Annotated in this window: 22 protein-coding genes, 1 tRNA gene and 1 pseudogene; 14 read left to right on the top strand and 10 right to left on the bottom strand. The window is 55.4% G+C overall.

The annotated features are described in order from the left end of the window. Positions 1–170: 170 nt before the first annotated feature. The 5 genes from moaA to VQ830_RS19515 form a co-directional block, all read right to left on the bottom strand. On the bottom strand, positions 171–1,196 hold the full coding sequence (gene moaA / locus VQ830_RS19535) for a GTP 3',8-cyclase MoaA (protein WP_337269872.1): 1,026 nt from the start codon (positions 1,194–1,196) through the stop codon (positions 171–173). A 75-nt stretch (positions 1,197–1,271) separates the two neighbouring features. Next, positions 1,272–2,303 (bottom strand): GGDEF domain-containing protein, encoded by a 1,032-nt coding sequence (locus tag VQ830_RS19530; RefSeq protein WP_337269814.1) that lies wholly within the window; start codon positions 2,301–2,303, stop codon positions 1,272–1,274. A gap of 148 nt (positions 2,304–2,451) precedes the next feature. Then, on the bottom strand, positions 2,452–2,829 hold the full coding sequence (locus VQ830_RS19525) for a hypothetical protein (RefSeq protein ID WP_337269813.1): 378 nt from the start codon (positions 2,827–2,829) through the stop codon (positions 2,452–2,454). 341 nt (positions 2,830–3,170) lie between these two features. Next, positions 3,171–3,650, bottom strand: a complete 480-nt coding sequence (locus VQ830_RS19520; protein ID WP_337269812.1) for a hypothetical protein — start codon at positions 3,648–3,650, stop codon at positions 3,171–3,173. Positions 3,651–4,132: 482 nt separating this feature from the next. Then, a tRNA-Asn gene (locus VQ830_RS19515) sits at positions 4,133–4,207 on the bottom strand. 119 nt (positions 4,208–4,326) lie between these two features. Between VQ830_RS19515 and VQ830_RS19510 the strand changes: the two genes are divergently transcribed. Beyond that, positions 4,327–4,614: a hypothetical protein gene (locus VQ830_RS19510; protein WP_337269811.1), complete on the top strand. Its 288-nt coding sequence runs from the start codon at positions 4,327–4,329 to the stop codon at positions 4,612–4,614. A 72-nt stretch (positions 4,615–4,686) separates the two neighbouring features. Beyond that, positions 4,687–5,214 carry a BA14K family protein gene (locus tag VQ830_RS19505; protein ID WP_337269810.1) on the top strand — a complete coding sequence of 176 codons (528 nt, stop codon included), beginning with the start codon at positions 4,687–4,689 and terminating at the stop codon, positions 5,212–5,214. A gap of 46 nt (positions 5,215–5,260) precedes the next feature. Here the strand turns inward: VQ830_RS19505 and VQ830_RS19500 are convergent, their stop codons facing one another. Further along, positions 5,261–5,947 (bottom strand): HAD family hydrolase, encoded by a 687-nt coding sequence (locus tag VQ830_RS19500; RefSeq protein WP_337269809.1) that lies wholly within the window; start codon positions 5,945–5,947, stop codon positions 5,261–5,263. 137 nt (positions 5,948–6,084) lie between these two features. Here VQ830_RS19500 and rpiA point away from each other — a divergent pair, with 137 nt between their 5' ends. From rpiA to bluB, 7 genes are all read left to right on the top strand, one after another. Next, positions 6,085–6,783: a ribose-5-phosphate isomerase RpiA gene (rpiA, locus tag VQ830_RS19495; RefSeq protein ID WP_337269808.1), complete on the top strand. Its 699-nt coding sequence runs from the start codon at positions 6,085–6,087 to the stop codon at positions 6,781–6,783. 17 nt (positions 6,784–6,800) lie between these two features. Then, positions 6,801–7,370, top strand: coding sequence for a DUF2059 domain-containing protein (locus VQ830_RS19490; RefSeq protein ID WP_337269807.1), 570 nt, complete (start codon positions 6,801–6,803; stop codon positions 7,368–7,370). A 101-nt stretch (positions 7,371–7,471) separates the two neighbouring features. Further along, positions 7,472–8,857, top strand: a complete 1,386-nt coding sequence (gor, locus tag VQ830_RS19485) for a glutathione-disulfide reductase (RefSeq protein WP_337269806.1) — start codon at positions 7,472–7,474, stop codon at positions 8,855–8,857. A gap of 152 nt (positions 8,858–9,009) precedes the next feature. Beyond that, complete coding sequence (locus tag VQ830_RS19480; RefSeq protein WP_337269805.1) at positions 9,010–10,386, top strand: class II 3-deoxy-7-phosphoheptulonate synthase; 1,377 nt, start codon at positions 9,010–9,012, stop codon at positions 10,384–10,386. A 238-nt stretch (positions 10,387–10,624) separates the two neighbouring features. Further along, positions 10,625–12,310, top strand: a complete 1,686-nt coding sequence (locus tag VQ830_RS19475) for an NAD+ synthase (RefSeq protein ID WP_337269804.1) — start codon at positions 10,625–10,627, stop codon at positions 12,308–12,310. Between the two features lie 5 nt (positions 12,311–12,315). Further along, entirely contained in the window at positions 12,316–13,149 is an 834-nt protein-coding gene (locus VQ830_RS19470; RefSeq protein ID WP_337269871.1) for a TolB family protein, read from the top strand. Beyond that, on the top strand, positions 13,146–13,883 hold the full coding sequence (gene bluB, locus VQ830_RS19465; protein WP_337269803.1) for a 5,6-dimethylbenzimidazole synthase: 738 nt from the start codon (positions 13,146–13,148) through the stop codon (positions 13,881–13,883). Before VQ830_RS19470 ends, bluB begins: the two co-directional genes overlap by 4 nt. Here bluB and VQ830_RS19460 read toward each other — a convergent pair. Further along, positions 13,843–14,937, bottom strand: coding sequence for a DUF2865 domain-containing protein (locus VQ830_RS19460; protein ID WP_337269802.1), 1,095 nt, complete (start codon positions 14,935–14,937; stop codon positions 13,843–13,845). The two genes, bluB and VQ830_RS19460, sit on opposite strands and share 41 nt — an antisense overlap. Before the next feature lie 90 nt (positions 14,938–15,027). Beyond that, positions 15,028–17,343: an NADP-dependent malic enzyme gene (locus tag VQ830_RS19455; RefSeq protein WP_337269801.1), complete on the bottom strand. Its 2,316-nt coding sequence runs from the start codon at positions 17,341–17,343 to the stop codon at positions 15,028–15,030. A gap of 212 nt (positions 17,344–17,555) precedes the next feature. On the opposite strand from VQ830_RS19455, the gene VQ830_RS19450 reads away from it, so the two are divergent. Continuing rightward, positions 17,556–18,377, top strand: a complete 822-nt coding sequence (locus VQ830_RS19450; protein ID WP_337269870.1) for a UDP-2,3-diacylglucosamine diphosphatase — start codon at positions 17,556–17,558, stop codon at positions 18,375–18,377. A 53-nt stretch (positions 18,378–18,430) separates the two neighbouring features. On the opposite strand, the pseudogene dgcA reads toward VQ830_RS19450, so the two are convergent. Continuing rightward, positions 18,431–19,413: pseudogene (dgcA, locus tag VQ830_RS19445) on the bottom strand (N-acetyl-D-Glu racemase DgcA). An 86-nt stretch (positions 19,414–19,499) separates the two neighbouring features. On the opposite strand from dgcA, the gene VQ830_RS19440 reads away from it, so the two are divergent. The 4 genes from VQ830_RS19440 to VQ830_RS19425 are packed head-to-tail and all read left to right on the top strand — an operon-like array spanning position 19,500 to position 23,554. Beyond that, positions 19,500–20,684 carry an ABC transporter permease gene (locus VQ830_RS19440; protein WP_337269869.1) on the top strand — a complete coding sequence of 395 codons (1,185 nt, stop codon included), beginning with the start codon at positions 19,500–19,502 and terminating at the stop codon, positions 20,682–20,684. 9 nt (positions 20,685–20,693) lie between these two features. Continuing rightward, positions 20,694–21,539, top strand: coding sequence for an ABC transporter ATP-binding protein (locus tag VQ830_RS19435; RefSeq protein ID WP_337269800.1), 846 nt, complete (start codon positions 20,694–20,696; stop codon positions 21,537–21,539). Positions 21,540–21,547: 8 nt separating this feature from the next. Beyond that, a complete protein-coding gene (locus VQ830_RS19430; protein WP_337269799.1) occupies positions 21,548–22,918 on the top strand; it encodes an MlaD family protein in 1,371 nt (456 codons plus the stop codon). Between the two features lie 24 nt (positions 22,919–22,942). Beyond that, positions 22,943–23,554, top strand: a complete 612-nt coding sequence (locus VQ830_RS19425) for an ABC-type transport auxiliary lipoprotein family protein (protein ID WP_337269798.1) — start codon at positions 22,943–22,945, stop codon at positions 23,552–23,554. Between the two features lie 158 nt (positions 23,555–23,712). Here VQ830_RS19425 and VQ830_RS19420 read toward each other — a convergent pair whose 3' ends face one another. Continuing rightward, entirely contained in the window at positions 23,713–24,258 is a 546-nt protein-coding gene (locus VQ830_RS19420) for an AAA family ATPase (RefSeq protein WP_337269797.1), read from the bottom strand. Between the last annotated feature and the right edge of the window lie 169 nt (positions 24,259–24,427).

Genomic DNA, 24,427 nt, shown 5'->3' with positions numbered 1-24,427 from the left:
GAGCGACATTCTCGCAAATTGGTACGCATCGGAGCATTAGAGGGGCTTTGGACAAGGTTTAGAGCAGGATGATGGCGTGCGGATTCTCTGGCCTGTTGCGAAACCAGTTTTCCGTCAGGAACTTTCGATAGCTCAGCTGTGCTCAGTGAATGCACCAGGGCAAGACTTCACTAGCCGCCCGTGACGCTCATATGGCGGCCGACCGCCGGACGCCGGTGCTGGCGGTCGATAATGAAGTCATGGCCCTTGGGTTTGCGCAGGATCGCCTCATCAATAGCCTTAAAAAGCAGATCGTCCTCATCAGACGCCCTTAAGACAGATCTCAGATCAGCTGCATCTTCCTGGCCGAGGCACATATAGAGCGTGCCGGAGCACGTAAGCCGAACGCGGTTGCAGCTCTCGCAAAAATTATGCGTCATTGGCGTGATAAAGCCGAGCTTTCCGCCAGTTTCCAAGACTTCGACATAGCGCGCCGGACCGCCAGTTCTGAAAGGAAGATCCTTCAGGCTGAACTCGCTTTCCAGCCGGGTCCTCAGTTGCGACAATGGCAGGTATTGATCCGTCCTGTCTTCTTCGATTTCCCCCATCGGCATGGTCTCGATCAAGGTCAGGTCCATACCGCGACCATGTGCGAACCGGATCATTGACGGAATTTCGCTTTCGTTGAAGTCCTTGAGGGCGACTGTGTTCAATTTGATCTTCAGTCCGGCATCCTGCGCAGCTGAAATACCGCTCATCACCTTATCGAAATCGCCCCAGCGCGTGATAGCGCGAAAGCGGTCTGGATCGAGCGTGTCGAGCGAAACGTTGATGCGGCGCACGCCCGCCGCATAAAGCTCTTTCGCATAGCGCGCGAGCTGCGATCCGTTGGTGGTAAGCGTCAATTCGTTGAGGCCGCGCCCGATCCGTTCGCCAAGCCGTTCGACCAGAAACATGATATTCTTGCGCACAAGCGGCTCTCCGCCCGTAAGCCGGATTCGTTTCACGCCTTTTTCAATGAAGGCGGAACAGAGACGAGCAAGCTCTTCAAGCGTCAGCAGATCCTGCTTGGGCATGAAGGTCATGTGTTCCGACATGCAGTAGGTGCAGCGGAAATCACATCGATCGGTGACGGAAACCCTCAAGTAATCGATGCTCCGGCCGAAGGGGTCGACCATCGGTCCGACGGAACCTTGAAGAGGCTTTGATTCTGCCATTGGGCGGATGATGGTGTTCAAGACGTATCCGATCTTTATCCGGCTAGCGGAGCATGCTTCCTGAGGAACACCCGATCAGTTTTTGACCAGCTCAGATGTATCATCAAGAACAAAACGATTTCGCCCGCCTGCCTTGGCTTCGTAAAGCGCTTTGTCAGCACGCGCGAGTAAATCCAATATGGGCTCTTCGCCCTGAGAAGCAAGCGCACCGCCAATGCTGAGCGTCAAGGGGAGCGCTTTCTCACTGCTGAGCTTGATGGGTGCGCGAAACGCGTCCACGAGAGATCCTGCCCGCTTCGCCAGGTCCGCATCGTCTTCGATGTCCGGCATGAAAATCGCAAATTCGTCACCGCCGATCCGCACAATGATGTCGCTCTCCTCGGTCAAGCAGCGAAACCGATGTGCAGCCTCCTGAAGAATGGCGTCACCAATGGCGTGGCCATGTGTGTCGTTGATTGATTTGAACCGGTCAAGATCGATTAAAAGGGCCCCAAAAAGCTTCTTCTGTTCGAGTGCCTCGTAGAGCCTTTCCGGCACCATGCCGTCCAAAGCAAAACGGTTATATGTTAACGTCAAGGGATCTGTCTGAACCGCCTCGCGCAAATTACGCTCGTTAAGGCTCATCAACGAGTTCGAGCGTTGCAGCCGCAGCAGACCATTGGCGACCTTCCCGAATTTCTGCAAAAGGCGGCGTTCGTCATCCGAGAAACTGCGCGGCACAACGTCGAGAACGCAGAAGGTTGCGACAATCAGGCCGGGCTCAAGTTCAAGGGGAACACCAGCATAGAAGCGAAAGCCCGGTGTGCCGGCGACATAGGGCAGGCTGCAAAGCTGAACGTCGCTTTTCAGATCCTCTATGACCAGGATTTTCCCCGTTTCTACAACCCTCGTGCAGATCGATTTGTCACGGCTGCACTCATCGACCTGAATTCCGGCCTGCACGGCAATTCTTAGCCAATCCTCATCGACAATATGCACAGCGGCTCGCGGGATCTTCAGAAGTTCCCGAGCCAAATCTGCGATCGCAGCCAGCTCTTCCGTTGGGCCAGAACCTAATGTCCCGAGTGAGCGGACCGCGATAATCCGCTCAGCCTCATTGATGGTCATAATCGATTTTCTCTCACGTCAATTCTTTGAGTTCTATTTTCCTCACCGGATAGATCCTGGCAAGGCCGTTTTCCTGTCATTGAAGATGGTGTGGAGAGGAATAGAAATGAAGGAGGAGGAGGTCTCAGATACCTTACCTTGTCCCATTTCAGCCGCCGGCACCGGGAGGCGCATCGTTCTCAAGAAACTCGCGATATTGAACTGTCTCTTGTTCGTTGACATCCAGCGAGCTGGTCTTGGGTTGCTTCAATCGCAGGCCCGGACCTCCAGCCCCGGAATAATTGCCGTCAAAAAACAAGACGCCCATGTCTTCTAAGGCTGCAAGAACTGCTTCAAGGCTGCCTGAGGGTTGGTTTGCCGGTTCTCCAGCAACTTCCAGTTCTTGCACGACAGAGACCGGGACGCCCGTGTGGGCCGCCACATCGGCTTGACTCAAGCCTAGCAGAGCACGCGCTGCAGCCAGTTGCCTGCCATCGATTTTGAGAACATCATCCATGTCGATCAACCTTTCCAGCGCGTCACCCATCCGGTAGAGGCGCCCTATCTAGTTCACACCGAGCGTCACGCTTTCAACGGCATAATTAGATTTTTACCAGGATATTGTCGGCATCCCTGAAGAGGCGGTTTCATTTCCGTCAAACATGTTTGCACAAATAAGTCATTGGCAGATCAATCGGTCTGCACCCCCACACATCCTGAAGACCGGCATATGGCATCCGAAACAAACGCCATTTCTCTCAATTCCCAACACACGGCCTGAGTTCCAGCCGCCGGGGAGGGAACAGCATGTCGCCACACCGCGTGCGAACGCACATCATGATCACAGTGTTTGCGCAGAGACGTTTCGCCAAGTGTCCGCGGATCGTCCTATTCCGCCAAGCGCCGCAGCCATAAAAAGAATGCTTTAGCAGGCCCTAGCACGACTTCTTTCGCATGCTGAAAATAGGCTTCTGCTTTTGCCACATACCCCATGACCCAGGCAAACCAGGGATAGGTCAGAAGCTTACTTTTCCCAGCATGATAAATCCGCTCCACGACAAGAAATGTGACGAGGTGGGCGATCACAAGCAGAACGACGCCTGCCTTCAAATAGCCTTTTGCCATGATCACAAAAGCGGCGACTTTCATGGGCTCGGCGATGGCAAATGGCAGAGCGAAGAGGACCAAGATCGCAAGGCGCGGTAACCCTGCGATCCATCTTTCCGCCTGTGCAAAAATTCTGAGTGAAAGGACGGCTCGAATGAAGGGCCGATAAAGGGGCCGCAAAATCAAGTCGATGATCGACACCGCAATAATGACGATGCGAAGCGGCAATGTGACGAGGGATATCAGCCAATTTCTGCGCAACCGATCATACCTTTTGACTCTTTGCGATCAAGTGCGCATGCGGACTGATCAATTCAAGAAACCCAGAATGATCACATATTCTATTGGAGCGTTTTGGCCTTCCGCGCGCCAGCGCTTCGGATCTGTCTCATCCGCGCCCTGGCGCCTGCTGCCACCTTCTCCCGAACTTCGGCAGATGTGCCGAATTTTCTCTGACAGCCATTGCAAGTTACGATCGCATCATCGGGACCAGTCAAGTTAGCAATGTCCGTAGAGCCGCACGTTGAACAGGTAAGCGTGATTTTCATTTCTTCGCGGGGCATGTTTGTCCTTTGAAACCGGTGGAAGTCACGTTCCCCATACAGCAGGGCAGAGGTGGAAACAACGAGAGAGGTGGACGAAGAATTCGCTCAATGGCATGCTCGAGGCGGCATGGCTGCACAGACGAAGCTGATAGCTTGATACGAAAAGGGGTCCGCCGATAAAAGCGAACCCCTTGAAACTGGCTCCCCGGGCCGGATTCGAACCGGCGACCTGTCGATTAACAGTCGAATGCTCTACCGCTGAGCTACCAGGGATCAGCCGCTCGCTGCGGCGTGAGTGGCCTAATACAAATGCTGCCTCGATTTGCCAAGCGATTTTTTCAAAAAAATTACATTCGCTTGCAATCTTTATGTTTATCCCCATCTCGGACAACATGACACAGACCCAAACATCTTCACAAACGCCGCGCAGCGCCCGGTTTGGTATCGACCATCGCACCGGACATCTGGTCATGGGCTCTCTTCGGATCCCAATGCCTCGTTCCAAGGCAGGACGTATTGCGCTGGGGGGTGGGTTGGTCTTCGGGGGAATGTTGGGCTTTCTCCCAATCCTCGGATTTTGGATGCTGCCACTCGGTTTCATCGTTCTTTCTTACGATCTGGCCATCGCAAGAAGGTGGCGCCGCCGTTCAACGATCTGGTGGCATCGCCGTCGACGCTAGCTGCGTTCGAACGATACGGAACGTGAACGCATTTCCTGCGTTACACCGCTATAACAAGATGAAGGTGAGGAAATGAAAAAGATTGCGATCATTGCGCTGTCTGCTCTAACTGCGTTCACGAGTATTCCTGCATATGCTGGCCCGGGTTTCGTCAACGCCGTTGGTTCTACCGCGTCCGATGTGCCGAGTGCGGCTAGTGGTGACGTCACGAAAGTTTATTGTAACGGCCCGTGCCTGCCGAAGCCGAAGTACCTTCGCGAGAATCAGCAAAATGGCGGCTGGAACGGTGATCGAGGATGGCGAGGCCATGGATGGCGAGATCGCGGCGACTGGCGCGGGCGAGGCGATTGGCATGGTCGCCGCTACTATCGGGACCGCGACTACTACCGCTACCGTCACCACAACAATGCCGGCGCCATCATTGGCGGCCTAGCAGCCGGTGCAATCATTGGCGGCGCTCTATCCGCTCGCCCGAGCTATCGTCCGCCAGTCAATAGTCACACGAGCTGGTGCTACAACCGCTACAGAAGCTATCGTGCGTCCGATAACACGTTTCAGCCGAATAGCGGGCCACGTCGTCAGTGTGTCTCGCCGTACTGAAAAAGTATACATGAAGTCAGGAGGCGGCGCTTTTGAGCGCCGCTTTTTACATGGCCTTTTCCCTAGCGAGCAGCTCTTCAACAAGCTCCGGCCTTAGTTCATCGAAGTGGTCGATGATCACGGACGGCTCGAGGTTCGTCACCGGAACATCGGAGTAGCCGAACGATACGGCAATCGACGGAACGCCTGCATTTTTAGCGACCAAGATATCATTGACGCTGTCACCAATCATGACGCAACGCTCGGCACTTCCGCCTGCTTTTTCCACAGTACCAAGCAGGTGGCGCGCATCCGGTTTTCGAACCTCGAAGGTATCGCCTCCGGTGATGGCTTTGAAATAGCCGGATAGCTTCAGGCCGCTGATCAACGGAACAGCCAGTCCTTCCATTTTATTGGTGCAGACAGCAAGTTCCATTCCATGTGCGCGCAGCCGGTCCATTGCATTGATAAGACCAGGATATGGCCTCGTTTCGCCCGGCATGTTGCCTTTATAATGTTTGATGAATCGGTCCAGAAGCATGGGCAGCTGGTCCGCCTCCAGCTTGTAGCCGCTGAGCGCGCAGGCCCGCTCGATCATCACCTTTGCACCGTGGCCGACGAGATGCGTGAGGTCGTCGTAGGTGACAGGAGGCAGCTCGAGAGCCTTAATGGTATGGTTGAGGCTGTCGACAAGATCGACATGCGTATCGAGCAAGGTTCCATCCAGATCGAAAACTACAAGGGTAGGGATCACGTCGTTTCGCCTTCATTGATGGTGTCGATTTTGGCTTATGTGATTGATGGAATGAAAGCAATGCGCCTTATTTTGGCTTTCGTTTATGCTGGGAGACGTGTAAACAGCAGCCAGTTAAATCAGGGAGAAGGCGGAGCATGGATGCCCGCGAGTTAAAGTCGATGGCGGCAGCTGCGGCCCTCGCTTACGTCGAAGATGGAATGCGGCTTGGCATCGGCACCGGCAGCACAGCTGAGGCTTTTGTCCATCTTTTAGCCGAAAAAGTAGCCGATGGTTTGCGAATTGAGGGCGTGCCGACTTCAGAGCGCACAGCACGGCTTTGCGTCGAGCTCGGTGTTCCCCTTAGGTCGCTTGACGAATTGCCCGAACTAGATCTCGTCATCGATGGCGCAGATGAAGTCGATCCCGATTTGAATCTGATTAAGGGTGGCGGGGGCGCTTTGCTGCGTGAGAAGATCGTGGCTGCGGCCGCGGCGCGCATGCTCGTGATCGTCGATGAATCCAAACTTGTCGATACGCTTGGCGCTTTTCCCCTGCCAATCGAGGTGAATCCTTTTGGTCTCGTCGCAACACGGCACTCCGTTGAACAGAAGGCCGCTCACCTCGGATTAACCGGCGATCTGGTTTTGCGCCAATCCAACAGTGAAACTTTCACGACAGACGGTGGCCACTATATCCTCGATGCATCTTTTGGCCGCATTCCTGATGCAGAGGCGCTTTCAAACGCGCTGAATGCGATACCCGGTGTCGTAGAGCACGGGCTTTTCATCCACATGGCCTCAATGGCGATCGCTGCAGGTCCTACCGGCGCGCGTATGCTAAGGGCGAACATTTGACAGGAGCAATGACACATATGATGAGATTTGCAGGCTTTGGCCGCATCGCCGCTGCGACAGTTATTTTTTCAAGCCTTTCAATGGGTAGTTTTGCATTCGCTCAGGAAATAACCGAGTCGCATTTGAAGGCTGCGCGTGCTGCCATTGAGGCGATTGGTGCCACGAACCAGTTCGACAACATTCTTCCGGGACTGGCAGATCGGTTGAAGTCCGGCCTGATTCAGGATTCTCCGAACTACGAAGACGTGATCATCGCGACGGTTGATAAGCAGGCTCTTGCCCTTGCCTCGCGCCGTGCCGACCTAGAAAAGGAAGCCGCGCTAACCTATGCCAAGGCCTTCTCCGAGGATGAGCTGAAGCAAATCGCAGATTTCTACAATTCCCCGATCGGTAAGAAGTTGTTGCGCGATGGTCCTATCGCGTCGCGCGAGACCCTGAAGGCTGCAGATATTTGGGCGCAGGGCATTTCCCGCGACCTGGAAAAGAACAGCAATGCGGAACTGGCCAAGGTGATCAAGGCGCCACCGCCGGCAACGCAAAGCCCGGTTACGCCAAGTGCGCCGGCAAAGCCGGCAGCAAAGCCCTGATCTTTCTGAAGGCCCGGCACAGTCCGGGCCTTCGCTTTTGCAGCGAGATTTCCTATATGCGGGTTTCTTTTTCTCTCTGACGATTCTTCACGGAGCCCGCTATGACATCCTTCGACTATGATCTTTTTGTCATCGGTGGCGGTTCGGGCGGCGTGCGGAGTGCGCGCGTCGCGGCATCGCTTGGCAAGAAAGTTGCGATTGCCGAAGAGTATCGCTACGGCGGAACCTGCGTTATTCGCGGCTGCGTGCCGAAAAAGCTCTTCGTCTACGCCTCCCAATATCACGAGCATTTTGAGGATGCAGTTGGTTTCGGGTGGAGTGTTGGCGAAACCTCCTTCGATTGGAAGAAACTGGTTGCGGCCAAGGATCAGGAAATTGCACGCCTTGAAGGGCTCTATCGTAAAGGTCTGACGGGAGCCGGCGCCGAAATATTTGAAACGCGCGCCGAACTTGTCGATGCTCACACGATCAAGCTGATGGAGAGCGGCAAGACGGTCACCGCAAAAACGATCATGGTGGCGACTGGTGGCCGGCCGACCTATGGCAATATGCCAGGACATGAGCTTTGCATTTCTTCGAACGAGGCGTTTCATCTCAACGAGCTGCCCAAATCCATCGTGATCATTGGCGGTGGGTATATTGCCGTGGAATTCGCCAATGTTTTTCATGGGTTGGGCGTCGAAACGACGCTCCTCTACCGTGGGGAGCAGATTTTATCTCGCTTCGACCATGATCTTCGAGATGGGCTGGCAGATGCGATGCGTGCCAAAGGCATTCGAATTCTCTGCAACGGTGTTGCCGTTAGTGTCTCGCGTACCGAGACAGATCGCCGCGAGATCGCCACCAAGAATAATGGGTCCCTGTCTGCAGACGTTGTCATGCTGGCGATTGGTCGAAGCCCAAATACGCAAGGGCTCGGGCTTGATGCCGCAGGCATTGCAGCCGACGATCAGGGCGCCATCATCGTCGACCGATATTCGAGGACCAATGTTGAGAATATCTATGCTATCGGTGATGTAACCAATCGCGTTCAGCTCACACCAGTCGCTATACATGAAGCCATGTGCTTTATCGAAACGGAGTACAAGGGACGACCGACGTCCCCTGACTACGATACGATACCGACTGCGGTTTTCTCCCAGCCGGAAATAGGCACTGTTGGTTTGACCGAGCAGGAAGCCGGAAAACGTTTCGCTGAGCTCGAGGTCTATCGGGCTGAGTTTCGGCCGCTGAAAGCCACGCTTTCCGGGCGAAGTGAGAAGATGATGATGAAGCTTCTCGTCGACGCGCAGAGCCGCAAAGTCGTCGGTGCGCATATTCTTGGCCATGACGCCGGCGAGATGGCTCAGATCCTCGGAATTACGCTGAAGGCAGGATGCACGAAGGACGATTTCGATCGCACCATGGCGCTGCATCCGACGGCTGCGGAAGAACTGGTTACCATGTACGCGCCGTCCTATCGACTGCGTAATGGTGAGCGGCTGTAAGAGCCCGATGCTCCGATAAATGCGCACTGCTGCAACCCTGTTTCCGCAGGGGAATGCGGCTATGCAAGCGGTTGTTAAAGGTTTATAAGCCGCCGCATTTCCAACCACAGGAGAACCGGCAGAGTAACCGGATCGAAGAGCAGGTGAGTGACATGGCACAGAATTGGACTCCGAAAAGCTGGCGCAATATGCCGATCCAGCAGGTGCCGGACTATCCGGACGAAGCGGCTCTCGTCGCGACCGAAGCCCAGCTCGCCTCCTATCCGCCACTCGTTTTTGCAGGCGAGGCGCGGCGTTTGAAGAAGCATCTTGCCAATGTTGCCGAAGGTGAAGGCTTTCTGCTGCAGGGCGGCGATTGCGCCGAAAGCTTCGCCGAGCATGGTGCCGATACGATCCGTGACTTCTTCCGCGCTTTTCTGCAGATGGCCGTCGTCCTGACATTCGGCGCGCAGCTTCCCGTCGTCAAGGTTGGGCGTATTGCTGGTCAGTTTGCAAAGCCGCGTTCCTCCGGATCGGAAACGCAAGATGGCGTGACACTTCCGTCCTACAGAGGCGATATCATCAATGGTATCGAGTTCACGCCGGAAGCGCGCATTCCCGATCCGCAGCGTCAGCTGATGGCTTACCGCCAGTCGGCTGCAACGCTGAACTTGTTGCGCGCCTTCGCCATGGGCGGTTACGCCAATCTGGAAAACGTTCATCAGTGGATGCTTGGCTTCGTGAAGGACAGCCCGCAGGGTGAGCGCTATCGCAAGCTTGCGAACCGCATCAGCGAAACCATGGATTTCATGAAGGCGATCGGGATCACTTCGGACAACAATCCGAGCCTGCGCGAGACGGATTTCTTCACCAGCCATGAGGCGCTTCTTCTCGGCTATGAAGAATCTCTGACGCGGGTGGATTCTACGTCCGGGGACTGGTACGCGACCTCCGGTCACATGATCTGGATTGGCGACAGAACCCGTCAGGCCGATCACGCACATGTTGAATATTGCCGCGGCATCAAGAACCCGATCGGATTGAAATGCGGTCCTTCCTTGCAGGCCGACGATTTGATCAAGTTGATCGACATCCTTAACCCTGCCAATGAGGCTGGGCGTTTGACGCTCATCTGCCGCTTCGGTCATGACAAGGTTGCCGAGCACCTGCCGCGCTTGATTCGTGCTGTTGAAAAAGAAGGCCGCAAGGTCGTTTGGTCGTGCGATCCCATGCACGGCAACACGATCACGCTCAATTCTTACAAAACGCGGCCATTCGAGCGTATTCTTTCGGAAGTGGAAAGCTTCTTCCAGATCCATCGTGCCGAAGGAACGCATCCGGGCGGAATTCATATTGAGATGACGGGCAAGGACGTCACGGAATGCACAGGCGGTGCACGTGCTGTCAGCGCTAGCGATCTGCAGGATCGTTATCATACGCATTGCGATCCACGTCTAAACGCCGATCAGGCCCTCGAACTTGCCTTCTTGCTGGCCGAGCGCATGAAGACTGGTCGCGATGAAAAGCGTCTGGCAGTGGCTAACGGCTAAATGTTGAACGAACGTGCCGCGCTTAAAGAATATTCTAAGGCGCGGCGGGAAGCAGACAGTTTTCCACAGCGCCAAATCTTGAAGAAGTCCGGTTGATTGCCGGACTTTTTCATTTTGGAGCTGTTGCTTCTCAAATAACGGGTGCCTTCTGTAGGCCGCCGGAGAATGGCGCGTTGCGCTCAATTTTTAGTCGCCCCGATCATTGCCGATGGATAGGGCAGGCTATACATGGGAAGCCATGACGAAGGGAAAGAACCTGATGCAGACTTTGCGTATCGCTATAGCTCAATTGAACCCGACCCTTGGCGACATTTCCGGTAACCTTGCAAAAGCGCGCGAGGCCAGAAAGAACGCGGCCGCATTAGGCGCCGACCTCATTCTGTTCAGCGAGCTTTTTCTCTGCGGCTACCCGCCTGAAGATCTGGTGTTAAAGCCCGCCTTCCTGAAGGCTTGCCAAAATGCCGTTGAAGAACTCGCTGCCGATACCACCGATGGCGGCCCGGGGCTCGTCGTCGGCTTTCCAAGGCAGGGCGAGGTCGGCCGACATAACTCCGTCGCAGTTATCGATGGAGGACGCGTTATCGGGGTGCGTGACAAGGTCGATCTTCCGAATTATGGCGAGTTCGACGAAAAGCGCGTCTTCGTTGCCGGTCCGTTGTCGGGTCCTGTCGATTTTCGTGGGGTGCGGATCGGCCTGCCGATCTGTGAGGATATCTGGAATGACGCAGGTGTTTGCGAGACCTTGGCCGAAAGCGGCGCGGAAATCCTTCTCGTCCCGAATGGCTCACCGTATTACCGCGGTAAAGTCGACGTGCGACACCAGGTCGTTCTTCGCCAGGTCATTGAATCTGGCTTGCCCTTGGTTTTCGTAAACCAACTCGGCGGACAGGATGAGCTTATCTTCGACGGTGCGAGCTTTGGCTTCAACGCCGATAAAACTCTTGCATTCCAAATGAAGGAATTCGAGACGGCCCTGGATGTGACGGTGTGGCATAAGGGCGAGAACGGCTGGCATTGCGTGGAAGGGCCGTTTGATCCTATTCCGGAGGCGGAAGAGGCTGACTACAAAGCCTGCATGTTGGGGCTGCGCGATTACGTCAACAAGAACGGTTTCAAATCGGTTGTGCTTGGTCTCTCCGGTGGTATCGATTCGGCTATCTGCACGGCGCTGGCGGTTGATGCCCTCGGCGCGGATCGTGTCCGTACCATTATGCTGCCTTATAGATATACTGCTCAAGAATCCCTCAAGGATGCCGCCGACTGCGCAGAAGCTCTTGGTTGCCGCTATGATATCGTGCCGATCGAGCAGCCGGTTGCTGGCTTTACCGAGGCGCTTTCCGGTCTGTTTCAAGGAACGGAAAGCGGAGTCACCGAGGAGAACCTGCAGAGCCGTACGCGCGGGACAATTCTTATGGCAGTCTCCAACAAGTTTGGAGCGATGGTCGTCACCACCGGCAACAAGTCTGAAATGTCGGTCGGATACGCGACCTTGTACGGCGATATGAACGGCGGCTTCAACCCGATCAAGGATCTCTATAAAATGCAGGTCTATGCGCTTTCTCGTTGGCGCAATGAGCATGTGCCTGAAGGCGCTCTTGGACCTGCTGGCGAGGTCATCCCCCACAACATCATCGACAAAGCGCCGTCCGCAGAGCTGCGTCCCGATCAGCGTGATGAAGATTCTTTGCCGCCTTATCCCGTTCTCGACGATATTCTTGAATGCTTGGTCGAAGGGGAAATGGGGGTCGATCAGATCGTCGCTCGGGGCCATGATGCCGAAACGGTGCACCGCATCGAGCATCTGCTCTATCTCGCCGAGTATAAGCGCCGTCAGTCGGCACCGGGCGTCAAGATCACCAAGAAGAACTTCGGAAGAGATCGGCGCTATCCGATCACCAACCGATTCCGTGACCGTTCGGCTTGACGATGATCCGCAGTTCCGTCGAAATCTTTGATATTTCCAGCCGGAAAACTGAAGTCGTCTGGCAGACAGAGGCGCTTTTCGAAGCGCCGAACTGGTCGCCCGACGGATCCTGCTTGCTGTTGAACAGCGAGGGGCGACTTTATCGATTGCCGCTTTCAGGGCCTCGCGAGCCAGAACTTTTGGATACCGGCTTTGCGGTCACCTGCAACAATGACCATGGATTTTCGCCTGATGGAAAGCTCCTTGCTGTCTCTGATAAGTGCGAGTTTTCAAAGACAGCGATCTATATCCTTGATGCTGAGGGCGGAACGCCGCGCCTGATCACGAGGGATTTGCCGTCTTATTTTCATGGATGGGCGCCGGATGGCGAAAGGATCACCTATTGCGGGATTCGCAACGATCAGTTCGACATCTATACGAATAATCTGCAGGGTACCGATGAAAAGCGGCTGACGTCTGGTGAGGGCCGCAACGACGGGCCAGATTACTCCGCCGACGGCAAGTGGATCTATTTCAATTCGAGTCGAAGCGGGCGGATGCAGATTTGGCGCGTTCCGGCAAATGGCGGTCACGCAGAGCGCATCACGGATAGCCCCTATGGGGATTGGTTTCCTCATCCGTCACCGCGCGGCGACAAGCTTCTCGTTCTCTCCTATGATGGCGATGTCTTTGATCATCCGCGCGACCTCGATGTGAGAATTCGCTTGATGGACCTTGATGGCACCCATGCAGAGGTCCTGTTCGAACTGTTCGGCGGACAGGGCACCTTGAACTCGCCAAGCTGGTCACCGGGCGGTGACCGGTTCGCTTTCGTGCGCTACTTCCCGACTTTGCCATGACCTCTGAAAGCGGATGCGAGGAACAGGCGCTCAAACCGGCCTCAGCTTTTTCTGAGGCGGACCGTGACGCCGTCTATCGGGCCATCGAAACGAGACGCGATGTGCGCGACCAATTTCTGCCACATGCTTTGCCTGACGAATTGGTCGCCAGGCTACTGGCGGCGGCACACGCGGCGCCATCGGTGGGCTTCATGCAGCCGTGGAATTTTCTCCTTATCCGCGATCAGGCCGTACGCGATGCTGCATGGGAAGCGTTCAGGCGGGCTAATGACGAAGCAGCGGAGATGTTTGCGGGTGATCAGCAGACGCTTTATCGAAATTTGAAACTGGAAGGTATCCGCAAAGCGCCGTTGTCAATCTGCGTTACCTGCGATCCGGATCGCGCAGGACCAGTCGTACTTGGTCGCACGCATAATCCCAAGATGGATCTCTACTCGACTGTCTGCGCGGTTCAGAATTTGTGGCTAGCTGCCCGTGTCGAGGGAGTAGGCGTTGGCTGGGTCAGCATCTTCCACGAAGCGGACATCAAGGCGCTGCTTGGGATCCCTGAGCGCGTTCAGATTGTTGCATGGCTCTGCCTCGGTTACGTGGACCAGCTTTATAGGGAGCCCGAGCTAGCCGTCAAAGGATGGCGTCAGCGCTTATCCCTGGAAGACCTTGTCTTTATCGAACGATGGGGGCGTCCGGCGTCGCTTATTGCTGAGGCTGAGGACCGGGTTTCGCCGGCTTCTTGAGATCAATGCTGCCCTGATCGCCTGCGAAGAATTGGGGGCCGACCTGACGGACCGTGTTCTGTGCCGGATCGTAAGGCCGGTCCGGAACGGGGGGTAGCTGAATGGGCGTAGCGGGAGCGGTCGGCGGCGCACCCTTTGATGGCGCAGCCTGGATCTTGGTGCCGGAACTGTTCGGCGCTTCCGTTGCGAGTGACTGGTTTCGCCGCATTCTGTCATAGTAGGCTGCGAGATCGCAGGAGCATGCCGATTTTTCTCCGGGCTTTCGGTTCTTATAGCCAAAAGCATTCGGCAGAGCGCTGTAGGGCGCGCCTGTCTTGGTGGAGATCATAGCTGCTGCATCTCCATTGCCCACATCCTGATAGAACAGCTCGGTCGGGATGCCGGGGCACATCTTCGAGCAAGTATCGGCATCTCTGCCAAAATCAATCGAAGTTGTATTCGATGTAACGGGAAAAAAACCTCCATCGCAGGTCCGCACGCAGATGGTATTGATGTGGGCCATCAAACTTGGTGCAGGCACTTCGGTTTGACGACCCTCTGCTGTACTGGGCGGAATGAATGTGTCGGTCCGCATTGCCTGTTGCTCGGGCGTCGAAATCGAGGACTGATCGTTTTCGTTATCGCTGTTCTGGACTGCGTCTTGATCTACGCATCCGTTCTGTCGAAGCGCGGCCTGCAATTGCCGCCGAATACGGTAATCATCGCCGCCTTCACTGCGGATATCCTGACGGCGATCTTCAAGGTAGCGAATATTGTCAGACATCCGCGCTTCATCTGCCTGAAGCCCAGCACAGTAGTCTGCATTGCCGCGGCCAATGACAATGACGCTGCCGGTGCTGCAGCCGTTCTGCCGCATCTCCACCCTCAGACGTCGGAGCTCGAAGTTCTGCTCTGTGATGGCCTTCGCATATTGCCGCACTTCGGGTCCGTTGCCGATAACTTCGGGCAGCGAAGCGATCTGCCCTCGCAAATCTTCACAAATATTGGAGACTTGCGCCGCAGCAGGTTCTGCGAGCGCCAGGAAGAGCAAGGTGAGCAGACTGCGATGTTGCATGGGCGCGGTTTCGTCTTTCAGCAACCAAACCTATCGACAAGCTCTTAAGATTGTCCTGCGCAGTCTATCTCATTCCTGAGCTTACCGCCATTACGCAACGGGCTGATTGGCCTCGACAACGGCGAGCGCTGCCATGTTGACGACGCCGCGGGACGTGGACGAGGGCGCAAGAATATGGGCAGGCATCGCCGTGCCCAGCAATATCGGCCCCACGTGCAATCCATCCACCATGGATTTGACGACACCAAAGGTAATGTTAGCCGCATCAAGGTTGGGGAAAACCAAAAGATTTGCTTCGTCGTGCAACGTCGTCTGCGGAAGAACTCTTTTACGAAGGACTTCAGAGATCGCGCTTTCGCCATGCATTTCCCCGTCCATTTCAAGATCGGGGGCTAAAGTGCGCACAAGCTGGACCGCGTTGCGCATCTTCGTGGCGCTTTCGGATTCGCGCGACCCAAAATTGGAATGCGAGACAAGGGCGACACGGGGCGTGATCCCAAAGCGCCGAATTTCCTCGGCAGCGAGAATCGCCGCTTCTGCAATTTCTTCGGCGTTTGGATTGAAGGTGACATAGGTGTCGGTAAAGAAAGTAGCGCCGCGTTGCGAGATCAGCAGGCTGAGCGCCGAAAAATCGCGCACGTTGTCGCGTTTTCCAATCAACTGCCTGATGTCGCGCAGATGCTTTTCGTAGCGGCCTTCAAGCCCGCAGATTAATGCATCAGCTTCGCCGCGTTTAAGAGCGAGTGCACCGATGACGGTCGTATTCGTTCTGACGATGGTACGGCCTGCCTCAGGAATGACGCCGCGTCGGCCAACCACCGACAGATAGAGGTCGACGTAATCGCGAAAACGCGGATCGTCTTCAGGATTGATCACATCGAAGTCCGTCAATGGCCGGATGCGCAATCCGTAGCGTTTCAGGCGTGTCTCAATGACCTGTGGGCGGCCTATGAGGATGGGCTCGGCAAGGCCTTCTTCCAGAAGGACCTGAGCAGCACGCAGCACGCGCTCATCCTCGCCTTCGGAAAAGACGACGCGCTTTTTGGCCGCAGCCTTTGCCGCCGTGAAGATCGGCTTCATGACGAGGCCGGAGCGCCAAACAAAGCGGTTGAGCTGATCGAGATAGGCGTCGAAGTCCTCGATCGGCCGGAGCGCGACCCCGCTGTCCGCGGCCGCTTTGGCAACGGCTGGTGCGATGCGCAGGATAAGCCGCGGATCGAACGGCGAGGGAATGAGATAGTCGGGGCCGAAAAGCGGCGTTTCTCCGGAATAGGCTTTCGCCGCGACGTCGGAAACTTCTTCGCGGGCAAGCGCAGCAATCGCTCGCACCGCTGCCATCTTCATCTCTTCGTTGATGACAGTCGCGCCGCAATCGAGCGCGCCGCGGAAGATGTAGGGAAAACAAAGGACATTGTTGACCTGATTCGGGAAATCGGACCTGCCGGTGCAGATCATCGCGTCGGGACGTGCTGCGCGCGCCAGATCCGGCATGATTTCAGGCGTTGGATTGGCAAGCGCCATGATGAGAGGACGCTCGGCCATTTGCTCCAGAAGCTCAGGCTTGAGAACGCCCGCAGCGGAAAGGCCGAGGAAGACGTCGGCGCCACCGATGTTCTCCGCTAAAGTGCGTGTATCGCTTTTCTTGGCGTATACTGCCTTCCATTCGTCCATCAATTCGGTCCGGCCTTCATAAACGAGGCCTTCGATATCGTGGACCCAGATATTGTCGCGTTTCGCGCCAAGCGTCACCAGAAGGTTCAGACAGGCTAGCGCGGCAGCGCCGGCGCCCGATGCGACGATCTTGATGTCTTCGATCTTCTTTCCGGCGAGTTCAAGTCCGTTGAGAATAGCTGCAGCGACGATGATTGCGGTGCCATGCTGGTCGTCGTGGAACACCGGAATGTTCATCTTCTCGCGAAGCTGACGCTCCACCTCAAAACATTCAGGTGCCTTGATGTCCTCCAGATTGATGCCGCCGAAGGTGGGTTCGAGGGCCGCAACCGTGCTCACCATTTGATCGACATGCGGCGCATCTATTTCGATATCGAAAACATCGATGCCGGCGAATTTTTTGAAAAGGACTGCTTTGCCTTCCATGACCGGTTTGGAGGCGAGCGGACCGATATTTCCAAGACCGAGAACTGCCGTTCCGTTTGACACAACCGCGACGAGGTTTGCACGGGAGGTATACTCGGCTGCCAGATCCGGATTGTCTCGAATTGCGATGCAGGGTGCAGCGACGCCTGGCGAATAGGCGAGGGCGAGATCGCGCTGGTTTCCGAGCGGCTTGGTTGCCTGGATCTCCAGCTTGCCGGGGCGAGGATAGCGATGAAAGAAAAGCGCCTGTTCGTCGAGCCCACCGCCCGTCCCGGGCTTTTCGGTTTTCGGTTTTTCGTGATGATCCATGGAGATCTCCTCGCGGCGTCGATTGCAATTCGGCTTTCCATACAACAATCCCCCGACGCGCATAGAAAAATTTGCTTTGTCTTGGGGAAAAAACACGTGATGCGAAGAGGAGGATCGTTTGGATGCTCCCTGTCATCTTCCTGAAACACGAGTCTGATTTTTGAAACCTATCTTCAAGACGGGAGCACGAGCAGGCGCTCGTGAACGGCAAAATGGAAACAAGGCGCTTTCGCACCCTCTTCATTTCCGACGTTCATTTGGGCTCTAAGGCGGCCAAAGCCGACTTCCTCATCGACTTTCTACGCTATCACGAGGCGGATACGATCTACCTCGTCGGCGATATCGTGGACGGATGGCGCCTGAAGCGCAGTTGGTATTGGCCTCAGGTCTGCAATGATGTGGTGCAGAAGTTTCTGCGCAAGGCCCGCAAGGGAACCCGAATCGTCTATATTCCCGGCAATCACGACGAGTTTTTGCGCGATTTTCCAGGCACGCATTTCGGTGGCATTGAAGTGGCGGATCGCATCGTCCATGAAGCGGCGAACGGCAAGAAATATCTTGTCCTGCACGGAGACCAGTTCGATGTCGTCGTGCGCAATGCACGCCTTCTCGCCTATCTTGGCGATTGGGCTTACGATATGGCGATCCTTGTGAACATTGCGCTGGCCGCCATTCGCCGCCGGCTTGGGATGCCCTACTGGTCTTTCTCCGCATGGGCTAAACTTCAGGTCAAGCACGCCGTCAATTTCATTGGCGATTTTCAGGATGTGGTGGCTGAAGAAGCACGGCGAAGCGGTGCCGATGGAGTCATTTGCGGCCACATTCACCACGCGGTAATCGCCGACATAAAAGGTATTCACTACATAAATACGGGTGATTGGGTCGAGAGCTGTACTGCGGTAGCCGAGCTTGAAGATGGTTCGTTTGAGCTTCTGACCTGGCAAGGTGTCTTCGATGCGGACGCAAACGCGGAACAGTTGGCGCTTGCTCCACCGAAGAAAATAGAGAAAAAGCTGGAGCCACAGGCTGCCTGAAAACGCAGCATTGGGTTCAGGACCGGATGAAAACCCGGTTTTATTTTCCGGGCCTATCCCCACAGGGCAGATTCAGGCGGAAAGACTGTCTCGCCTTCATATTCAAGGCCGGCTGTCTATCCCGTGCCAGCAAGAGCGGCCCGTCCAAATCAACAAAGGCGGCATCTTGAGCAAGCAAAACGGCCGGGGCCATTGCTAAAGATGTTGCAACCATGCATCCAACCATGATCTGAAAACCAGCTGCTTGAGCCTGTTTTTTCAGCGCAAGCGCTTCTGTTAGGCCGCCGGTCTTGTCGAGCTTTATGTTCACCGCGTCGTAGCGGCCTTTGAGGACAAGAAGGTCGTGCTGGGAGTGAACGCTTTCGTCAGCGCAAACGGCAACGGGTCTGTCAATCGTTGAAAGCGCTTCATCCTTTCCGGCCGGCAATGGCTGCTCGATCAGCGCAACGCCTTCTTCAGCGGCGATGGCAAGATGGTGCCGGATTGTTTCCTCGGTCCAACCTTCATTTGCATCCAGTATGATTTTGGAACGCGGCGCTGCTCTTCGCACAGCGCGAATGCGGGCTGCGTCGTCATTGGTCCCGACCTTGACTTTGAGAATGGGCCGATGCGCGTTTTGTGCGGTGACGATTGCCATTTCTTCCGCTGTGCCGAGTGAAATCGTGTAGGCTGTCACAACCGGCTCCGGCGGTCGCAAGCCAAGAAGATCGGAGACACTGGTGCCTCCTTGTTTTGCTTGAAGGTCCCATAAGGCGCAATCGACGGCATTGCGTGCCGCTCCTGCAGGCATTGTCTTTTGGAGTTCCTCGCGCGTAATCCCGGAGATCACCGCCGCGCGAACATCTTCTATCGCATCGACAACGCCGTCGAGGCTCTCGCCGTAACGTCCATAGGGAACACACTCGCCCCGGCCTGTCGCACCATTTTCGAAAATCGAGCACACAATCACGTGAGCCGAGGTCTTGCTGCCGCGCGAAATCGTAAAGCTTCCGGCAATGGGAAATGCTTCTAAGGCGATTTCCATGGAGCGTGGCATATTTGCAATCCTTCCAGCGTAGAATTCTTCTTCTGCTTGGCTATATTATCGCCGACCGCAGCAAATGGTTTGCGCGCGAATCGGCAATGTCGCCGCCCGCCTTGGAACTCATAACGAATTTGAAACCCGACGTCCGCCCTGCCGCTTCTTTGACCGTCGACGACGATGCCGAAAGCGGTCATCGCCGACTGCGCATGATTGGAAATTGGCGCAGCGCTAATATCCATTTTGTCCTTCGGGAATTTGAGAGCGTCACACAAAATCAGGATGATCTGATTGTCGATCTTTCCGAGGTATCGGATATCGATACTGCCGGCGTTTGGTTGCTGACACGTTTGATAAAGGATGCAGACGGCGCTGGTCGCCAAATTCGCCTTGAGAACGCTGATCCCCATATCGAAGATATGATCCGTGCCTTTTCGGAAGAGGGCTCCGACGGCGATGCAAAATCGAACCGACGGAAGGTGGGCATTGCTGAGCATGTGTTCGCGCCTGTCGGCAAGGCTGTCTATGACGTCAAGGACAACATGGTTGCCGCGCTTTATATTCTCGGGTCCGCTGTCCGCGGCGCCCAGATGAAGCTTGGCAGAGGCAGCGGCGTGTCCCCAGCCTCGATCGTCAATCAAATCGACCATATGGGCGTCAGAGCCGTTCCCATCATTCTGCTGATGTCGTTTCTCATCGGGGCGATTATTGCGCAGCAGGGCGCGTTCCAGCTTCGCTATTTTGGCGCTGAAGTTTTCGTTGTCGATCTGGTTGGGATCCTGCAGCTTCGCGAAATCGGCGTTCTCCTGACCGCGATCATGATTGCCGGTCGCTCGGGAAGCGCCATCACAGCTGAAATCGGCTCGATGAAAATGCGCGAAGAAGTCGACGCGCTCAAGGTCATGGGGCTGAACCCTATCGGCGTCCTCGTTTTCCCGCGTCTGGTTGCTCTTACCATCGCATTACCGCTTCTTACAGTTCTTGCAAATTTCGCATCGCTTGCGGGCGCGGCCGTGGTGGCCTGGGCATATTCCGGTATCACCTTTGCGAACTTTCTGGCACGGCTTCATGAGGCCGTGACTTTGTCCACCGTCCTTTCGGGCATGATCAAAGCTCCATTCATGGCGCTCGTGATCGGAATTACCTCGGCGGTTGAAGGCTTGAAAGTCGGCGGGAGTGCCGAATCTCTCGGCCAGCATGTCACTGCCGCCGTGGTCAAAGCCATCTTCGTGGTCATCTTGATGGACGGCTTATTTGCAATCTTTTACGCAGCAATCGATTTTTAGGACTCGCAAGTGGACGAACAGACGGCGACACAGGACAGGGCAGGCGATCGCGACGTGATTTTATCCGCGCGGGAAGTCACTGTCGCGTTTGACCAGAAGATCGTGCTCGATCATCTCGATCTTGATGTTTATCGGGGCGAGATTCTTGGCTTTGTCGGCGCTTCCGGAACCGGCAAATCAGTTCTGATGCGTACGATCCTGCGGCTGCTTCCGCGCCAGTCTGGCACGATCAAGATCCTCGGTCAGGATTACGATCAACTCGATGAATCGTCGCGTAACAAGCTCGATATGCGTCTTGGCGTTCTTTTCCAGCAGGGCGCGTTGTTTTCGTCGCTGACGGTGAAGGAAAACATCCAGGTTCCTATGCGCGAATATCTCGACCTGCCAAAGCCTCTGATGGACGAGCTCGCGCATCTGAAGATCCGACTCGTCGGCTTGGCGGCGGACGCGGCTGATAAATATCCCTCCGAACTGTCAGGAGGGATGATCAAGCGCGCTGCTTTGGCACGTGCCTTGGCGCTCGATCCAGACCTCGTTTTTCTCGACGAGCCCACCTCAGGCCTCGATCCAATTGGTGCGGCGGAATTTGATGAACTGATCGCTAGACTGCGAGATACGCTCGGATTGACCGTCTACATGGTCACACACGATCTTGATAGTCTGTTTTCTGTTTGTGACCGCATCGCCGTTCTTGGAAAAAAACGTGTGATGGTTGAAGGTACGATCGACGACATGTTGGCCTACGATGATCCGTGGGTCCAATCTTATTTCAAAGGAAAGCGCGCACGGTCGATCGTGCCGCAAGAAGGGCAAGCCTATCACGGCAGCCAAGCCGGAAACATCGGCGGGAAGTGACCTAGAAGATGGAAACCAAAGCCAATTATACGATTGTCGGCTTCTTCACTTTGCTGGTGATCGCGGCAGCTTTCGGATTTGTATATTGGATGGCGGAGTATGGTCGCGGCGGCCCTACGACAGAGCTGGTCGTCAGAATTCCAGGCTCTGCAAACGGCCTCAGCGTCGGCTCACCAGTTCGATTCAACGGCATTCAGGTGGGCTCCGTAAAATCGCTGTCCATTGACGCTGACGATCCAAAATACTCGCTTGCCTTCACTGAAGTCCGCGCCGACTCACCGATCTATCCGTCGACCAAAGCCGTGCTGGAAATCCAGGGATTGACGGGCGCCGCGTATATAGAACTCTCCGGTGGCAAAATCGGAGAAAAGAGCATTCTTCAGGAAGCGTTGGATACGGGCAAGCGCGCCGTAATCGTCGCCGATCAGTCCAGCGTCACCAATCTGTTGGCGACTGCCGATAAGATCCTGGATCGCGCGAATGATGCTGTCGGCCAAATTCAGGGCTTCGTGCAGGATGCACGCCCGCCCTTGACGAAAACGCTGCAGAATGCCGCAACCTTCTCGGATGCACTTGCCAAAAACTCTGGAAACATCGACGCCTTTCTGGCAAGCGTGGGCCAGCTTTCCGATACAGTGCGAAACGTCTCGGGCCGGGTCAATTCCACGCTTGAAGCAGTGGAAGGCCTTGTCCGCGCGGTCGATAAGCAAAAGGTCGATCATATTCTCGCCAATGCCGAGACGGTCAGCAACAATGTCGCGGACGCGTCAGGCGATCTGAAGAATACGGTCCAGAAGATCCAGGATGCGGCGACCACCTACAAAGATCTTGGCGTCAAAGCGCAGGAAACGCTGGATCGAGTGAATGTCCTGATGGCGCAGATCGATCCGGCCAAGATCAAGGGTTCGGTGGATGACATTTCGCAGGCCACGAACGATGCGCGAATTGCGGTCGCATCTATTCGTGATCTTGCCAACAATGTCAAAGCACGGCAGCCCGACATCGACAACACACTCCGCAATGCGTCTGAGATGTCCAACAAGCTGAACGCAGCCTCGTCTCGCGTTGATGGCATACTGCAGAAGGTGGACGCGCTTCTCGGCGACGAGAACACCAAGTCACTGTCGGTACAGGCGCGTGAGACATTGGCTTCGTTTAAGGCTGTGGCAGACAATTTGAATGCGAAAATCGGTCCTATCGCCGATAACCTGCAGAAGTTCTCCGGAAATGGTCTTCGCGATATTCAGACGCTGGTCGGGGAAACACGCTCGACAGTTCAGAACCTGAATGATGCCATCACTAACTTCGATCGCAATCCGCAGCGCCTGATTTTCGGCGGTGATACAGTGAAACAATTCGACGGCCGGACGCGGCGTTAATACAGTAAAGAGGGGAAGCAGCCCATGGCTGTATCGAATTCGGTGTCGCATAGTCGTTTATTGCGAAATGCCTTGCTTGCAATACCGGTGGCCTTTGCTCTTGCTAGCTGCGGCACAAGTGCCAAGAACAGCACCTATGATCTATCGATCGCTGCAACGACTTCCGGCCCAGCTATCAAGAACCGTCAGCTCCTGATTGCAACGCCGACAGCTCTTCAGGCATTGAACAGCGAGCAGATCGTCGTCAGGGTATCGCCAGCGGAGATACAATATCTCGGTCAATCACAGTGGAGCGATAAGCTGCCGCAGATGGTTCAATCGAAGCTTGTCGAAGCTTACGAGAACTCCGGCAAGCTCGGCGGCGTCGGCGTACCAGGGCAGGGCCTCGCCATTGACTATCAACTCGTGACCGACATCCGCGCATTCGAAATTGAGGCGACCGGGGGTAGCAAAGCCGTTGTGGAGATCTCTGCCAAGATCCTCAATGATCGCAATGGTACCGTTAGGGCACAGAAGGTATTTCGTCAGGTCGTTCCCGCCCCAAGCGGCTCCAACCTTGGCTACGTGAAGGCGCTTGATCGCGCTTTCTCCTCAGTGGCAAGCCAAATGGTCGACTGGACGTTGAAAACGCTGTAGCCTACCGAAAAGCGCCTTCACGTTGACGCGGTGAACGAGGCGAGCGCATCAAATTTGTGAGGCCGCCTTAGGGCGGCTTTTTCATAACCGCTGCAATATTGTGGCCTGACAATAGGGCATCACTGCCCGTGACAAAGATGTTTTTGCAGCGGGCCTGATTAAGAAAGATTGGTAGCAGTTAGCTGTCGCATGACAAAATCCACCCGCTCTCGTACGGATAGCTTGGGAAGCAAAGCGACCTTATAACCAAGCTTTGGCACAACCCGCTCCAGTTGTCGATATTCAGCCATTGCCTCTTGGAAATTGTGACGCCTCTCATCATCTGCCTTGTAAATTTCCGCCCAGGGAGGAGCCAGGAAGACGAGATGATCATACCGGTCTTCGTCAGTCAGAAATTCTTCCACATCTCTTCCGGTTACGACGGCTAACGCCGCGGCCGCGTCGATTGCGCCACGATCAAAAAAGACAAGTTCGTCATACCCGGACCAGCTCCGTAGATCGGCTTTTGCAAGAGCGAGTGCGGAATGTGCGAAGCCCTTCATGTTGATCCACGGCAGGTTTTGGCCTTGATCAGCCAATTCTTGCTTCACGATCCGTCGTCCTGGTTCCTGCACGGTCCGATAGCCGCGCTCTGCCAAGACTGCAAGAAGAGAAGACTTTCCACCTCCCGAGCAACCGGTAATCAATATCCGTCTATTCTGCATGATGTTGTGTCTTTCAAAATTCCGCCTTCACGCGCAGAACGTGACCGAGAATTCCCCGTAAGGCGTCAGAGCGAGGTCGTTGCGGGATGTCTCATGTTGAAGACGCGCGCCCCGCCATAGGGCTTGCGACTTGCAAAATCCGAAACACGACTCTCGCAGATTGAGTTTA

The sequence above is a fragment of the Oryzifoliimicrobium ureilyticum genome (assembly GCF_037199735.1).
GTDB classification, from domain to species: Bacteria; Pseudomonadota; Alphaproteobacteria; order Rhizobiales; family Rhizobiaceae; genus Rhizobium; species Rhizobium ureilyticus.
Note: the sequence above shows the minus strand (reverse complement) of the source record. Positions and strands in the feature narration are given on the sequence as shown.

Coding starts and splice junctions, on each gene's coding strand:
- VQ830_RS19425 (WP_337269798.1), top strand. CDS start 22,943: ATGGCTGTATCGAATTCGGTGTCGCATAGTCGTTTATTGCGAAATGCC.
- VQ830_RS19455 (WP_337269801.1), bottom strand. CDS start 17,343: ATGGATCATCACGAAAAACCGAAAACCGAAAAGCCCGGGACGGGCGGT.
- gor (WP_337269806.1), top strand. CDS start 7,472: ATGACATCCTTCGACTATGATCTTTTTGTCATCGGTGGCGGTTCGGGC.
- VQ830_RS19420 (WP_337269797.1), bottom strand. CDS start 24,258: ATGCAGAATAGACGGATATTGATTACCGGTTGCTCGGGAGGTGGAAAG.
- VQ830_RS19525 (WP_337269813.1), bottom strand. CDS start 2,829: ATGGGTGACGCGCTGGAAAGGTTGATCGACATGGATGATGTTCTCAAA.
- VQ830_RS19460 (WP_337269802.1), bottom strand. CDS start 14,937: ATGCAACATCGCAGTCTGCTCACCTTGCTCTTCCTGGCGCTCGCAGAA.
- rpiA (WP_337269808.1), top strand. CDS start 6,085: ATGGATGCCCGCGAGTTAAAGTCGATGGCGGCAGCTGCGGCCCTCGCT.
- VQ830_RS19505 (WP_337269810.1), top strand. CDS start 4,687: ATGAAAAAGATTGCGATCATTGCGCTGTCTGCTCTAACTGCGTTCACG.
- VQ830_RS19480 (WP_337269805.1), top strand. CDS start 9,010: ATGGCACAGAATTGGACTCCGAAAAGCTGGCGCAATATGCCGATCCAG.
- VQ830_RS19490 (WP_337269807.1), top strand. CDS start 6,801: ATGATGAGATTTGCAGGCTTTGGCCGCATCGCCGCTGCGACAGTTATT.
- bluB (WP_337269803.1), top strand. CDS start 13,146: ATGACCTCTGAAAGCGGATGCGAGGAACAGGCGCTCAAACCGGCCTCA.
- moaA (WP_337269872.1), bottom strand. CDS start 1,196: ATGGCAGAATCAAAGCCTCTTCAAGGTTCCGTCGGACCGATGGTCGAC.
- VQ830_RS19530 (WP_337269814.1), bottom strand. CDS start 2,303: ATGACCATCAATGAGGCTGAGCGGATTATCGCGGTCCGCTCACTCGGG.
- VQ830_RS19510 (WP_337269811.1), top strand. CDS start 4,327: ATGACACAGACCCAAACATCTTCACAAACGCCGCGCAGCGCCCGGTTT.
- VQ830_RS19475 (WP_337269804.1), top strand. CDS start 10,625: ATGACGAAGGGAAAGAACCTGATGCAGACTTTGCGTATCGCTATAGCT.
- VQ830_RS19440 (WP_337269869.1), top strand. CDS start 19,500: ATGTCGCCGCCCGCCTTGGAACTCATAACGAATTTGAAACCCGACGTC.
- VQ830_RS19430 (WP_337269799.1), top strand. CDS start 21,548: ATGGAAACCAAAGCCAATTATACGATTGTCGGCTTCTTCACTTTGCTG.
- VQ830_RS19450 (WP_337269870.1), top strand. CDS start 17,556: ATGGAAACAAGGCGCTTTCGCACCCTCTTCATTTCCGACGTTCATTTG.